The organism is Acinetobacter sp. Ver3 (assembly GCF_000632455.1).
Classification (GTDB): domain Bacteria; phylum Pseudomonadota; class Gammaproteobacteria; order Pseudomonadales; family Moraxellaceae; genus Acinetobacter.
In genome coordinates this window covers 1-14,697 of sequence record NZ_JFYL01000064.1, presented here as the reverse complement: position 1 = coordinate 14,697, position 14,697 = coordinate 1, and the positions used below count along the sequence as shown (strand labels likewise).

14 protein-coding genes are annotated in these 14,697 nt (G+C 38.6%); 6 read left to right on the top strand and 8 right to left on the bottom strand.

Annotated elements, in window-relative coordinates; genetic code table 11:
• Positions 1 to 244 precede the first annotated feature (244 nt).
• On the bottom strand, positions 245 to 811 hold the full coding sequence (locus CL42_RS13240; RefSeq protein WP_035269478.1) for a peptidylprolyl isomerase: 567 nt from the start codon (positions 809 to 811) through the stop codon (positions 245 to 247).
• 165 nt (positions 812 to 976) lie between these two features.
• Positions 977 to 2,047, bottom strand: coding sequence for an alpha/beta hydrolase (locus CL42_RS13235; protein WP_035269477.1), 1,071 nt, complete (start codon positions 2,045 to 2,047; stop codon positions 977 to 979).
• A gap of 199 nt (positions 2,048 to 2,246) precedes the next feature.
• Here CL42_RS13235 and CL42_RS13230 point away from each other — a divergent pair, with 199 nt between their 5' ends.
• Positions 2,247 to 2,699 carry a hypothetical protein gene (locus CL42_RS13230; protein WP_035269476.1) on the top strand — a complete coding sequence of 151 codons (453 nt, stop codon included), beginning with the start codon at positions 2,247 to 2,249 and terminating at the stop codon, positions 2,697 to 2,699.
• A gap of 194 nt (positions 2,700 to 2,893) precedes the next feature.
• On the opposite strand, the gene CL42_RS13225 is transcribed toward CL42_RS13230, so the two are convergent.
• Positions 2,894 to 3,145, bottom strand: coding sequence for a hypothetical protein (locus CL42_RS13225; RefSeq protein ID WP_035269475.1), 252 nt, complete (start codon positions 3,143 to 3,145; stop codon positions 2,894 to 2,896).
• Positions 3,146 to 3,851: 706 nt separating this feature from the next.
• On the opposite strand from CL42_RS13225, the gene grpE reads away from it, so the two are divergent.
• Both grpE and dnaK read left to right on the top strand, forming a co-directional pair.
• Positions 3,852 to 4,424 carry a nucleotide exchange factor GrpE gene (gene grpE, locus CL42_RS13220; protein WP_257219952.1) on the top strand — a complete coding sequence of 191 codons (573 nt, stop codon included), beginning with the start codon at positions 3,852 to 3,854 and terminating at the stop codon, positions 4,422 to 4,424.
• Positions 4,425 to 4,542: 118 nt separating this feature from the next.
• A complete protein-coding gene (gene dnaK / locus CL42_RS13215; protein ID WP_035269467.1) occupies positions 4,543 to 6,489 on the top strand; it encodes a molecular chaperone DnaK in 1,947 nt (648 codons plus the stop codon).
• Positions 6,490 to 6,535: 46 nt separating this feature from the next.
• Here the strand turns inward: dnaK and CL42_RS13210 are convergent, their stop codons facing one another.
• The 3 genes from CL42_RS13210 to tyrS all read right to left on the bottom strand — a co-directional run bounded on the left by CL42_RS13210 (position 6,536) and on the right by tyrS (position 10,419).
• Positions 6,536 to 7,006: a DUF1643 domain-containing protein gene (locus CL42_RS13210; protein ID WP_035269461.1), complete on the bottom strand. Its 471-nt coding sequence runs from the start codon at positions 7,004 to 7,006 to the stop codon at positions 6,536 to 6,538.
• A gap of 91 nt (positions 7,007 to 7,097) precedes the next feature.
• The gene (locus CL42_RS13205) at positions 7,098 to 9,035 is read right to left on the bottom strand and encodes an ATP-binding cassette domain-containing protein (protein ID WP_035269460.1); all 1,938 of its coding nucleotides are present in this window, start codon (positions 9,033 to 9,035) and stop codon (positions 7,098 to 7,100) included.
• 151 nt (positions 9,036 to 9,186) lie between these two features.
• Complete coding sequence (gene tyrS / locus CL42_RS13200; RefSeq protein WP_171076798.1) at positions 9,187 to 10,419, bottom strand: tyrosine--tRNA ligase; 1,233 nt, start codon at positions 10,417 to 10,419, stop codon at positions 9,187 to 9,189.
• 63 nt (positions 10,420 to 10,482) lie between these two features.
• Here tyrS and CL42_RS13195 point away from each other — a divergent pair, with 63 nt between their 5' ends.
• Complete coding sequence (locus CL42_RS13195) at positions 10,483 to 11,610, top strand: anhydro-N-acetylmuramic acid kinase (RefSeq protein ID WP_035269457.1); 1,128 nt, start codon at positions 10,483 to 10,485, stop codon at positions 11,608 to 11,610.
• A gap of 47 nt (positions 11,611 to 11,657) precedes the next feature.
• Here CL42_RS13195 and CL42_RS13190 read toward each other — a convergent pair whose 3' ends face one another.
• The gene (locus CL42_RS13190) at positions 11,658 to 11,960 is read right to left on the bottom strand and encodes a monooxygenase (protein WP_035269455.1); all 303 of its coding nucleotides are present in this window, start codon (positions 11,958 to 11,960) and stop codon (positions 11,658 to 11,660) included.
• A gap of 11 nt (positions 11,961 to 11,971) precedes the next feature.
• Entirely contained in the window at positions 11,972 to 12,706 is a 735-nt protein-coding gene (locus CL42_RS13185; RefSeq protein ID WP_035269450.1) for a DsbA family protein, read from the bottom strand.
• A gap of 117 nt (positions 12,707 to 12,823) precedes the next feature.
• Here CL42_RS13185 and CL42_RS16555 point away from each other — a divergent pair, with 117 nt between their 5' ends.
• Together CL42_RS16555 and CL42_RS13175 are read left to right on the top strand one after the other, a co-directional pair.
• A complete protein-coding gene (locus CL42_RS16555; RefSeq protein ID WP_051586619.1) occupies positions 12,824 to 13,738 on the top strand; it encodes a LysR family transcriptional regulator in 915 nt (304 codons plus the stop codon).
• Between the two features lie 107 nt (positions 13,739 to 13,845).
• The coding region (locus CL42_RS13175; RefSeq protein WP_051586618.1) for an alpha/beta fold hydrolase at positions 13,846 to 14,697 on the top strand (852 nt) is incomplete at its 3' end.

The window sequence follows — 14,697 nt, the reverse complement described above, 5'->3', positions numbered from 1 at the left end:
CCAGAAGCTGGACTCGAAACACTTAACAACTCAGCAACCTGCTTCGCTCGTTTCCGTGTATCTCGTCGGTATGGGGTGCATTCTAGAGCATTTCGAAATCATTGCAAGTGCTTTTAACCCCATGTTTTATTGAGTGTTCTATTTTTATGCACCATTATGATTCATTAATAATCACATTTACACTTAACCCTATAATATTGAAGCAAAAATATTAATTTAATATTTCTGCTTCTTTTTTTAATCACTATTTCGCTTTTGAAGGTTTTATATTCACACTTAAAATTTTAATAGGATTTTTTGGCACATCTTGATGCATACCAAATCTACCAGTAGGCACTTTTGCAATTTTATCGACAACATCCATGCCTTTAGTTACCTGACCAAACACAGCATAACCAGGATTCATTGGCGCTTTATTTAGAAAATCATTATCCGCAACATTAATGAAAAATTGGCTCGTTGCTGAATCAGGTTGGTTTGTACGTGCCATGGCTAAAGTGCCACGGTTATTCTTTAAGCCATTATACGATTCATTCTTGATTGGAGGTCGATTCGCTTTTTCTTTCATCGATACATCTAATCCCCCACCTTGAATCATGAACCCCGGAATAACCCGATGGAAGATTGTGCCGTTATAAAAATTAGCTTTCGCATAAGTTTCAAAGTTCTTTGCTGATATCGGAGCTTTATCATTAAACAACTCGATTTCGATATCTCCTGCTGATGTTTTGATTTGCATATGCGTATTTGCTGCCAAAGACAAAGTACTCATCGCCGCAACAGAAGCACCTAACATCATTTTTTTTAACATACGCTATCCTCTTATTGATGTTTTATCTTATCTATTATTCATGAATCAATCGCCAGAAAAGATTCAGTTTTTTGTTAAGCATCAAAGTATTTTTATTCGATTACTCTATATAAAGAAAAAATCCTGAGTTTCGTTTGAATCTCAGGATTTGAAAGTAAGCATCTATTAACTATTTTTATCCCAAAATCTTCTAAACTCTTTACTCATTTCAATCAACAATTTTTTAGAACGCCCTGAGACTAGCGTTAGATTAATAAATCCGTGTGTTTGATCTTCAAAATCTTGATACAACACTTTAGTGCCATTTTGACGTAATTTGTGGGCGTAAATTTTGCCTTCATCATGCAATACATCATGTCCCGCTGTAACAACATAAGCTGGTGCCAATTTTTTTAGATTACCGTATGTTGGGGAAATTAGTGGATTATCCAAAGCAACTTTATGTCTTGTCGCGTAGTATTCTGTCACATAGTCAATATCGCTGTTGGTTAATACTAAACCATCTTTATACGCAAAGAATGATGGATGACGACTTTTGAAATCTACCGCAGGATATATTAAAAATTGAGCTTGAGGCGCATAACTGGCATTCAATGCACGTTGAGCAACGACAGCACTAATATTACCGCCAGCACTATCTCCTGCTACAGCAATACGATTTTTTAAGATTTTAAAGTGACGACGATTTTGATATACCCATGCCAATGCATCTTCACATGATTGAATCAATGATTGTGGAGAAACTTCTGGTGCTAAAGGATAATCAATACTGATTACTTGTGCTTTTGCATAATTCGCAATGATTCGGCACGCTTCATCATGTGTATTCACACTTCCGACAACAAACCCACCACCATGATAAAATACAATCATTGGTAGTTTTTTATTCGGAGCAGGATGATAATGTCTGGCAAATACAGTACCACTTTGTAAAGGAAGACGAATATCTTCTACATATTGAACATGAGATGATTTATGTGTGATGGATTGGATTTGATTTTCAAATTCTTTTCTTGATTTATCAATATCAGCGCCAATAAAGCCTGATTTTCCTTGTTTCAACTGTGCAGCCATCAAGCATTTTGTAAAACTATCGAGTTGAGGATAGTCATAGGGATAGCCAAGTAACTTCACTAGAGATTCTTGAACGATCTTTGGGAGTCGATCTAATGCACGTCCTGCAGAACCCTGACCATTTTCAAGTAATTGTTGTATTTTTTGATTCACGATTCCGATCCTTTTAAAAATCCGTATTCTTCATAATTTCTACACGATCAGCCATTTCATGACTATTTTGTTAACTAAGTCTACTGATCAATATACAAACTTCAATTCCATTTACGCTAATCTGACTATAGCAGTCTTGTCATTGACTATTTAATCCAACATCAGGAATTTTTTGGTTGTCCTGATTCAACATATAAAGGTGAAAGCTATGGCAATAAAAGTAATGATAATGTCATTGGCCACAGCAGTTCTTGCAGTCGGTTGTGTGGCCTTCCCTGACGATGGCCCTTATTATAATGGTAATTATGACCATCGTTATGATCGTGATTATGATCGCAACTATGACCGTCAACGTTGGGAGAGAGAACGCGCACAACGTTTACATCAACAGCGCCTTGAACAAGAAAAGCTCAAACGTGATTATGAACGTCAACGCCAACAACGTGAATTAGCAGATCGACGTAATAAAGAACGTGCTGAGCATGATCGTCGTAAACAGATTGAACAACGTCAAAAGGAAATTCTAAAACAACGTCAAGCTGAACGTAATCGTTGGAATCAAGATAATCGTAAAAAAGCGATTGAAGAACAACGTAAGCGCTTAGAACAGGACCGCAAGAAGCGAGAACAGGAACGTCAACACGATCGCCGAGATCGTTAAGCTTTCTTGGACTCAAGACAATTGATTTAAAGTTACCTCACAAACCTAACATTCACATTTGAATGTTAGGTTTTTTTAAGTGCTGTGATTCTAAAAATAGACAGTAAAGGCATCCTATTTACTCTCTATTCTCTGCTTTTTCATAAAATTTAATCCATTATAAGCAGTTTAAATGAATTAAATTTCATTGCATTTTACTCAACAACTTGAGGGGCTTCTGCACCTTCAGCTGGGACAGCTTGAATCGGTTCAGCAGACTCTACACTTGGGTCAGCTTGTACAGCCACACCATTTTGGGTATCCATTTCAGTAGTTGCCGCTTGCGCTATTGAAGCATCTGTTTGTGTGGTCGCTTGAGCAGTTTCAGCAGATTGGTTTGAAGTACAACCTACAGTAGCAAAACCAATAGCTGCAAATGCCAGGGAAATGAGACCTAATTTTTTCATTGTTTAATTCCTTACTTGAAACATTCAAAGTCAGAGTTAACTTTGAAGGCTTATCATTCCTGACTTTTTTATTTCATGCGTCAGTTCTTGGTTCAAGTTTCGATGACTTCAGGTTGAACTTATGAAAAAAGTGTAAAGAAAATGCAATTCAACTTTTATAGTTGAATATATGTCCTAAGCCATTTATTTAATTTATTTTTTAGTGAATATGTGGTGCGATATAAACCCTTTTTGAAGGTGACTGAATCACAGTGTGGCTACACGGTATATCGGTTGCTTAACATTGTTACTCAGATCTCGACAAGCAAAAAAAAACTCATCCAAGGAGGTTGGATGAGCTATTAAAAAGCAAAAACAAAATAAATAGAAACTACAGCGTTAGTATCTGGTTAAAGATAATACAGATTTGATTCTTTAAAAGGAAAGACTTGTTTTATCTGAATCTATATATTTTATATATAAAATATATACAAAATCATATTTTTATAATCGTTCTTCAGTTCATCTCCTCTTCTTATTCTAGACTTTAGATTTCTCTAAATGGATCGAAAATTTTCATTCCTTGTTGTAAAGATGAATTTAGTAGAAATAAACATCGTTTAAGCTTGAATTATTTATAGTCGCCCACATTACCTTTGTATTGATGAATTACACACGCATGGCAGTTCAGATTAACGCAGTTAACACTGATGCCAAAGGACTGTACATGTTTAAAAACCCATTTAAGCGGAGATCTTCCATGGCAAATGAGCAAAACGAACAAACTCAGGACGTTCAAACGGAACAAACTGAACAGCAAGTTGAAAATCAACAAGCTGAAGTTGAAGTTTCTGTAGAAGACCTTCAAGCGCAAATCGCAACGCTGACTGAAAACTTAAAATATGAAAAAGCAGTTGCTGCAAATGCGAAGTATGAAGCAGAAAAAACCAAAGAACGTTTAGAGCGTGAGGCGGATACTGCGAAAAAATTTGCTTTAGAGAAATTTGCAAAAGAATTATTGGATTCAGTTGACAACCTTGAACGTGCAATTGCTGCTGCAGGTGATGAAAAAACTCCTTTATCAGAAGGTGTAGAACTCACACTGAAGTCATTATTAGCAACATTAGAAAAATTTGGTGTTGTGGCAGTTGACACTGAAAATGGTTTTAATGCTGATTTGCATCAAGCAGTAGGTATTGCCCCAGATGCAAAAGCGGGTGAGATTGGTACGGTACTTCAAAAAGGTTACACCCTTTCTGGCCGTTTACTTCGTCCTGCAATGGTCATGGTAGGCCAATAAGTCAAGAAATACGGGAGTTTGTAAAAATTTTTTAAGTTTTTTACTTGAAAAATAATGAATGGCTCTCATATCGGATAACAAGTGAAAGATCACAAAAAAATTTTCGAGGAACACATCAATGGCTAAAATTATTGGTATTGACTTAGGTACTACAAACTCATGTGTTGCAGTACTTGAAGGCGATAAAGTTAAAGTAATCGACAACGCTGAAGGCGCTCGTACAACTCCGTCTATTATTGCGTATAAAGATGGCGAGATCCTTGTTGGTCAATCAGCTAAACGTCAAGCGGTAACAAACCCGAAAAATACATTATTTGCGATCAAACGTTTGATCGGTCGTCGTTACGAAGATCAAGCAGTTCAAAAAGATATTGGTCTTGTACCTTACAAAATCATCAAAGCTGACAATGGTGATGCTTGGGTTGATGTAAACGACAAGAAACTAGCACCACAACAAATCTCTGCAGAAGTTCTTAAGAAAATGAAGAAAACTGCGGAAGATTACTTAGGTGAAACAGTTACTGAAGCGGTAGTTACTGTTCCTGCATACTTCAACGATGCTCAACGTCAAGCAACGAAAGATGCTGGTAAAATTGCTGGTTTAGATGTTAAACGTATCATCAACGAACCAACAGCTGCAGCGCTTGCGTTCGGTATGGACAAGAAAGAAGGCGATCGTAAAATCGCGGTTTACGACTTAGGTGGTGGTACTTTCGACGTATCAATCATTGAAATCGCTGACCTTGATGGCGACCAACAAATCGAAGTGTTGTCTACTAATGGTGACACATTCCTTGGTGGTGAAGACTTTGATAACGCGTTAATCGACTTCTTGGTTGAAGAATTCAAGAAAGAACAAAATGTAAACTTGAAAAACGATCCTCTCGCACTTCAACGTTTAAAAGAAGCTGCTGAAAAAGCGAAGATTGAATTGTCTTCTTCTAATGCAACTGAAATTAACCTTCCGTACATCACTGCTGATGCGACTGGTCCTAAACACTTAGTGATCAATGTAACACGTGCAAAATTAGAAGGTTTAGTTGCTGACCTAGTTGCTCGTACAATTGAGCCTTGTCGTATTGCGCTTAAAGATGCAGGTTTATCAACTTCTGATATCTCTGACGTAATCTTGGTTGGTGGTCAGTCTCGTATGCCACTTGTACAACAAAAAGTACAAGAGTTCTTCGGTAAAGAGCCACGTAAAGACGTGAACCCTGACGAAGCTGTGGCAATGGGTGCTGCGATCCAAGGTGCTGTACTTTCAGGTGATAAGAACGACGTTCTATTACTTGACGTAACACCGTTGACACTTGGTATTGAAACAATGGGTGGCGTGTTAACTCCAATCATCGAGAAAAACACAACAATCCCTGCGAAAAAATCACAAGTGTTCTCTACAGCTGCTGATAACCAGCCTGCAGTAGACATTTCGGTTTATCAAGGTGAACGTAAAATGGCTCAACAAAACAAATTGTTGGGTAACTTCCAATTGGGCGATATCCCACCTGCTCCACGTGGTGTGCCGCAAATTGAAGTATCGTTCGACATCAACGCTGATGGTATCTTGAAAGTATCTGCGAAAGACAAGAGCACTGGTAAAGAGCAATCAATTCAAATTAAAGCAAACTCAGGTTTGAGCGATGCTGAAATTGAAGCGATGATCAAAGATGCTGAAGCGAATGCGGAAGAAGACCGTAAGTTTGAAGAATTAGCAAAAGCGCGTAACGAAGCTGATGCATTAGTTTCTTCTGCTCAAAAAGCAGTAAAAGACCTTGGCGAACAAGTAACTGCTGATGAAAAAACTGCGGTTGAAACTGCTGTTTCAGAACTTGAAGCTGCAACAAAAGAAAATGATGTTGACGCGATCAAAGCGAAAACTGAAGCACTTCAAAACATCATCATGCCGATCACTCAACGTGCTTATGAAGCTGCGCAGGGTGCTCAAGGTGGTGCGCAAGGTTTTGATCCAAATGCATTCCAAGGTGATGCTGCTGGTCAACAACAAAAAGCGGACGACGGCGTTGTAGATGCTGAGTTCACTGAAGTGAAAGATGACAAAAAATAATTTGTCGCTTTAAATAAAAGACCGCGCGAAAGCGCGGTTTTTTTAATTAAAAATATTTAATTAGTACGCTTTTAGAATGTGCATAAAGAGGATGTTTAGGTTCGCCTGATTTATTTAGGTGCAAACAATAAAGTTTTCCTTTTAGCAACTCTCTTATTTGATCAGCCCTTTTAAGATAATTACCATCATTCCCCCAACAAGCCACGATTTTTTCTGATTGATTAGTTAGCTCAATTAGATAGCTCTCATTCAGTTCACCTATGGGATTATTTTCAGCAAATAGTTCATATGGATATGGTGTCCTAAAAGCAAATAAATTTACTATATAAAATCCACCTCCGCCCCAATCTTGGACAAATTTTTTACAACGTTTTATAGTTCTATCATCTGTTAAATGATCTGCCGTAGATGGATTTAAACCTATAAAGGTATATATTGGTTTTGATTTATCCCATATCGTCCACAGTGAATATCTATATTTTTGACAATCAGAAATTACAGCGCCTTTTTCTTCCATTTATATCCCTCTTTATAGTTTAAATAATTCTTTTAAATATATATAAAAAAGCCCAATTTTCATCGGGCTTTTTTTATTTAGAAATTATTCATTAATCTTCGAATGAACTTTCTAACTCTTCAAGTTCCATCATCAGTTCAAGCATTTTTTCTTCTGCTTGTGCTAATTTTCCTTTAAGCTCAGTTTGTTCATTCATCAATTTTAAAAGATCATCTTTCCGAGAGGCATCATAAAGTGATGCATCTCCTAAAGCATCCTCAATCTGACCTAGACGTGGTTGAATCTTTGCAATCTCAGCTTCCAGTTTTTCAATATTTTTACGAATTGGGCGGCTCATTTCACGGCGACGCGCAGCTTCTTTACGCTGAGCTTCTTTATCTACTTTAGAAACTACAGGCTTATCAATCACTTGAGATTTCACTGGCTCAGGTGCTTGCTGCCCTTGCTTCATCAGCTCTGCACGTGCTTGACGTAACCAGTCTGCATAAGCAACAAGATCACCTTCAAACTCACGACATTTACCGTTATGCACTAGGAGTAATTCATCACAGACACTTGCAATTAATTGGCGTTCATGTGAGACCAACACCACTGCCCCCTCAAAGTCTTGTAGTGCCATAGTTAATGCATGACGCATATCCAAGTCTAAATGGTTGGTCGGTTCATCTAAAATTAAAACATTTGGACGCTGCCAGACAATCAAAGCCAATGCTAAACGTGCACGCTCACCCCCAGAGAAGCTTTCACACGGCGTATCCATACGCTCACCAGAGAAACCAAAACTCCCTAAGAAGGCACGTAAAGTCGCTTCACTAATCTTTTTATCTGCAATACGAGATAACTGCAACATTGGACTCGCATTACCATCTAATGCATCCATTTGATGTTGGGCGAAATAACCAATATTAAGTAATTCGGATGCTTTGCGTTGACCTTGAATTAAAGGTAAATCACCCACCAATGATTTAATTAATGTGGACTTACCTGCACCATTCATTCCCAGTAAACCGATACGGCTGGTTGGCGTGATTTGTAGTTTCACATTGGTCACAATCAGTTTGTTACCATAACCAATATCAGCACTATCCAGTTGTAACAACGGAGAACTCATTTTGGTCGGTTCACGGAAGCTAAAGGTAAAAGGCGTATCGACATGCGCAGCAGAAAGCTCTTGCATTCGTTCGAGCTGTTTAATACGGCTTTGTGCCTGTTTTGCTTTGGTTGCCTTAGCTTTAAAACGATCGATATATTTTTGCAGATGTGCACGTAGCTCAAGCTGTTTCTCATAGGCTTGTTGTTGTTGAGCTAAACGTTCACTTCGAGTACGTTCAAAGGTTGAATAGTTGCCGGTATAAAGCGTTAGTTCTTGGTTTTCGATATGTAAAATATGGTCGGTAATGGCATCCAAGAAATCACGGTCATGCGAAATCAGTACCAATGTGCCTTCATATGCTTTTAACCAGTCTTCTAACCATAAAATAGCGTCTAAATCTAAATGATTCGTCGGTTCATCAAGTAAGAGTAAATCTGAACGACTCATCAAAGTACGCGCAAGATTTAAACGCATACGCCATCCACCAGAGAAACTTTTTACGCTAAGTTCTGACTGATGTTCAAAGAAACCTAAACCAGCCATCAGTTGTGATGCTTTAGACGGCGCTGAGTAGCCACTAATTTCATCAAAACGACCATATAAATTTGCTAAATCTTGATCAGACAATCCGTCAGGATGCTCAAGTTTGTGTTGGATATCCCAATACTCTTCATCACCAGATAGAACGAAATCAATCGCTTTCATATCCAGCGCTTTAATCTCTTGCGCCATATGCGCCACTGTCCAAACCGATGGTCGTGTTAATGAGCCACCATCTGATTCCATGCCTCCAAGTAATGCTGAAAACAACGTCGATTTTCCTGCACCATTGACACCTGTTAAACCAATCTTCCAACCAGGGTGAAGTTGCATAGACGCTTTTTCAAATAAAATGCGACCGCCGCGGCGAATGGTAAGTTGGTCTAACTGAATCATAGATATTCAAACAAATAAGTATTGGATGGCGCATTTTAATGGATTTCAACCAGAACAACCAAAAATTAATCCATCTTTCATCTTCATTTCATTCTTGACACAAAAAAGCCATCACTTAGGATGGCTTTTTAATCATGCAAAACTTAATGATTTAGTCAGTAAAAGTGACTTTAGCAATAGCCTTTTTACCTGCTTGAACAATCACTGTTTTGTTTTCGTTAATTGAGAATGATGCATCCACCACCTCCCAATCAACTTTTACGGCTCCACGTGAAACCGCATCTTTGGCTTGCGCTGCATTTTTAGTTAAACCTGCTGCACGAACAATAGAAGCAATAAACATTTCACCACCGAATTCACCACGTGAAATCGTCACTTCTGGCGTTCCTTCAGGAAGCTCACCTTCTGTGATGATATTCCCTGCACCTTTATGTGCATTCGCAGCAGCTTCGCTTCCATGGAAACGTTCCACTAACTCGAGCGCTAAGATACGTTTAATTTCTTGAGGGTTACGACCTTCGGCCATTTCTTTCAATAAGCCTTCGATCTCTTCCATTGACTTGAAGCTAAGAAGTTCGAAATATCGCTCAATTAAGCTGTCTGGCATTGAAAGTACTTTTTGGTACATCGCACCAGGTGCATCAAATACACCAATGTAGTTACCTAAAGATTTAGACATTTTATTGACGCCATCTAAACCTTCAAGAATTGGTACAGTGATACACACTTGTGGCTCTTGATTATAACGACCTTGTAAAGTACGCCCCATCAGCAAGTTAAAGGTTTGATCTGTACCACCTAACTCAACATCTGCCTCAAGCGCGATAGAGTCATAGCCTTGCACCAATGGATACAAAAACTCGTGAATCGCAATCGGCTGTTGGTTGTTATAGCGTTTAGTAAAGTCATCACGTTCAAGCATACGTGCAACCGTTTGCTGTGAAGCCAATTGGATCAGATCAGCAGCAGTTTTTTGAGCAAACCATTCTGAGTTAAACACCACCTTAGTTTTATTTGGATCAAGAATTTTGAACACTTGTTCCTGATAGGTTTTCGCGTTTTCTAAGACTTGCTCACGTGACAATGGTGGACGAGTTGCACTTTTACCTGTTGGGTCACCAATCATCGCAGTGTAATCACCAATCAAGAAGAATACTTCATGACCTAAGTCTTGGAACACTTTAAGCTTGTTAATTAATACCGTATGACCTAAGTGTAAGTCTGGTGCTGTAGGATCAAAACCCGCCTTAATTTTCAAAGGACGATTCAATTTTAATTTCTTCAGAAGATCTTCTTCTGAAATAATTTCATGTGTGCCTCGTTGAATGAGGGCAAGTTGTTCTTCAGCAGGCAGGAAATTTGACATCACAAAACCCAAATACATCTGTTGTTCAATTTGTGCGATATACTAACACTTTTTCAGCACAATGCAGGCTTAAGAATAATCATGACCACAATCTACATTGGTGTAATGACTGGCACGAGTATGGACGGCGTCGATTTTGTAGCCGCTTCTTTTGATCCATTACAGATCCATGCAACGCTGACATTAGCCTTTGATCCAGATTTACGTGATGAACTGATGGCACTTACTTTGCCAGACGATAATGAAATTGACCGCATGGGTAAAGCTGATGTCGCTTTAGCACAGATGATCGGTCATGGAATCAATCAACTTATACAAGAAAATAATCTCGATAGAACTCAAATAAAAGCCATTGGATCTCATGGTCAAACGATTCGTCATCGTCCCGAACATGGATTTACCCTGCAAATTGGTGATCCCAACATTATTACTGAAATCACTCAAATTCCTGTGGTATCAGATTTTAGACGCCGTGATATGGCTGCTGGTGGTCAAGGTGCACCTCTAGTGCCAGCATTCCATCAAGCCTTATTTCAGCATCCGACGATACACCGTGTGATCTTAAATCTCGGTGGAATTGCCAATGTCAGTATGTTACCTGCGGGTGATCCTAAAGGCGTATATGGCTTCGATACTGGACCAGCCAATATTTTGATGGATGCTTGGTGTGAACGTTACACAGGTCAGCCTTATGATGAAAATGGCAATTGGGCTGCTTATGGTACGCCTATTCGCGCTTTGCTTGATCGTTTGCAATCACATGACTTTTTCTCCAAAGAACCGCCAAAAAGTACTGGTCGTGAAGACTTTAATTTGGAATGGTTGGATGAACAAATTGCGGATTGGCGTAGCGATGTTGAATACGATGAACTTGAAGATACGCCTGAAAATGTTCAAGCAACGCTGATGAAACTCACGACACGTGCCATTAAGAAAGCCATTTATCGCTCCCCTATGGACACAGGTGAAGTTTATGTCTGTGGGGGTGGTGCATACAACTCACAATTATTAGAACAATTACGTTGGCGTTTACGTAAACATGAGTGGAGTGTTCAAACCACAGCAGATTTGGGATTAGCACCGACTTGGGTGGAGGCGACCGCTTTTGCTTGGTTGGCTATGCGATTTGTAAACCAACTTGCTGGTAATTTACCTGAAGTGACAGGAGCTCAAGGAGATCGAGTTTTAGGAACGATCACTGCTGTTTAAATGAAGAATCGATGTATCCACTATCCTGAGTTGATACATCGATTTACCTAAACAGGTGCAAAATTCAATTTTGAAAGTGGCGAGTTTACAGCAAAAATTCGATGTCTACATTCAGTAAAGCCATTTTCCCTTAAACGCTGAAGATGCATATTTAGATAATCCTCTGCATCTGATTGGCTTTCAAATAAGTAAATTCCACCTGCTTCTTTGGACGCTTCATTTTCAGTCCAAATTTTCCAAATCAAGCCTTTCTCATTTGCTATTGAATCCGCGAGTGTTTTGAAACTTTCAAACATTTCATGACCCCAAGGTCCATCATAGGGAAAATCAATTTGTAGAATAATTGCCATTCAACTTTTCCTTATATACGCGCATCTTTGATTAAGTCATCAATAGCTTGTGTTAATTTTTCCAATGCCACATAACCAGAGCCTATGATTTTGACATTGTCTCCATGACGTATCACAAAACTTGGGAACCCTTTTATGCCCCAACTTCGGTTAAGCTTGAACTCTTCATAGGTCGCTGTTTGGGTCTCAGGTAATTCAAACAACGTTGAGAATACGTCAAAATCTAGCTCAAATGTTTCACATATACTTCGATAATATTCAAGCTCGTTCGGATCTTCACCATCCACATAAAATTTATATTGGATTGCTGAAAAAAATGCCAAAAGTTTTTCATCATGATGATCATGGTCTTGCCAAAGTTGTCGAGCAACGTAAATAGCACGTGCTGAAGGCTCAGTATCATAATTAAAATGTGCTCTTTCTAACAATTTTTCAGTGAAAGGTTGTTGAGTCAGTCTCTGAATATTTTTCCATTCGGTGCGTAAAAAATTCTTGAAAGTATCAGTCCAAGCATCACCTCCACCAGGTCTTAAACCACCGCTAATCACTTGAAAGCCAACACCATGCTGAATTGCATATTCACGCGCTTGTTTAATGATATTTGAACTTCCCCAACACCATGAGCACATTGGGTCACCCACATAAATCAGGCTGAGGTCAGATGCTACATTCACCACTGCATTTTGGCCTTTTTCCAATTCGGCTACTGAACAAGTACCAGTTTCTAAATCACAATTCATTGTCATTGCTATGTCCTCAATTTGCTAAATCAGATCATTTGCTACATCTGATCAATTGACTTAACTTAGCGGTTCTATAATGATGTGAATAGACAATAAAAATGAAAGGTGGTGTTCGATTTTATGAACAGCTTACCCTACTCAATCGATGACCTATATTGGTTCGTACTGATTGCAGATGCTGGAAGTTTATCCGCGGCAGCAAGACGTTATGATATTGCTAAATCCACGTTATCTAATCGACTTTCAAGACTTGAAGAATCCTTAAATATTAGATTATTAAATCGAAATACCAATTCAAGCTCACTAACTGATGCTGGTAAGATTTTCTTAAAAGAAATCTCCCCCCTATTTCATCAGATTGAATCGCTGACGAACGACCTCACACAATTAGAAATACAACCCAAAGGTCGAATTCGAATAGCTGCTTCGGGAACTTTTGGAAAATTGGTGGTATTGCCTTTAATCTCTCAATTTTTAATTGAATATCCACACATTGATATTGAAATTGATTTGAATGACACTAAAGTTGATTTGATTTCTGGAGGATATGACTTAGCCATCAGACTTGGTGATTTAGCAGACTCTACACTCCATGCTCAAAAGGTTGGACAAGTTCGAAGAATTTTATGCGCCAGTCCAACCTATCAAATGCGTTGTGGCATTCCTGAACACCCAGAGCAACTGTGTGATCATCATTTTATCTCACATAACCGCGAGCTGTCCAAAATCAAACTTTTCAAAAACGGTACGATAAAAAAATTTAAAATTTATACACATCTGATGGTGACACCATCCGAACATGCTCTTGCTGCTGTAGAAGCACATTTAGGTATTGCCGCCGTTGCAGAAATCCAAGTGGCCCATCAATTAGTCAACTCAACGTTGATTCATATTTTACCTGAATGGTCTCTAATCCCTGAAGATGTCCACTTGGTTACTCCGAGCTTAAGCTATCGGACCTTAGCTTTGAGACTTTGCTTAACGTTCTTACAAAAACAAATCCCAATACAAATACACCGTTTAATCAACCCATAATATTGTCAGACAATGAACGACCTTCTTTCACCTAGAACTGACCCGTTCAGCCCTAGTTCTATCATCCAAATTTGATAAAGATATGTAAAGGAAAGAGGATATTGATTATGGAAAAACAACAACGAATCACTGAGTTTCAAAAAGGTAATCTTATTTTTGATGTAATAGATAGCGGTCCAATCGATGGCACTCCAATTGTGCTATTACATGGTTTTCCTGAAACATCAAAAATTTGGCAGCATAGTGCCGAAATACTAAACCAACATGGTTTTCGCACCTATGCGTTAAACCAACGTGGATATAGCTTAAGGGCTCAACCAAAGAAACGTGCAGATTATGCCATTCAACATTTAGCAGATGATGTAAATGTTTTACTCGACTTAATTGGAGAGCCTTCATATATCGTAGGACACGACTGGGGCGCAGTCGTTGCTTGGGAAGTTGCTCTACGTTATCCTAATAAAATTAAACATTTGACCGCGATCTCCGTCCCTCACAAAGCAGCAATTATGCGGGCTTTTTACAGCAGTACACAACTTTTTAAATCCTATTATATGGGACTATTTCAGCTTCCATGGATACCTGAGTTGCTCTTTAATAAAACACCTCAAATTGGCGAGGCTTTATTAAAAAATTCTGGGATGACAGTTGAACAATTAAATAACTTTAAACAAGAAATGATCATAGAAAAACGGCTCAGCCCATCACTCAACTGGTATCGAGGTTTACCTTTTAGCTCTAATAAAACGCTATTCAATAAAGTCAAAGTTCCCACTTTATTTATTTGGGGCAAAGATGACGTTGCAATTGATGCTAAAGGTGTTCAGTTCAATCAAAATTATGTTGAAGGTCCATATACGGAAATTCATTTAGAGGCGAATCATTGGATTCCAGTTCAAAATTATCATGAGCTGACTGATTTAATTCTGAAAGAACAGCAAAAAATTATCATAAAAAAA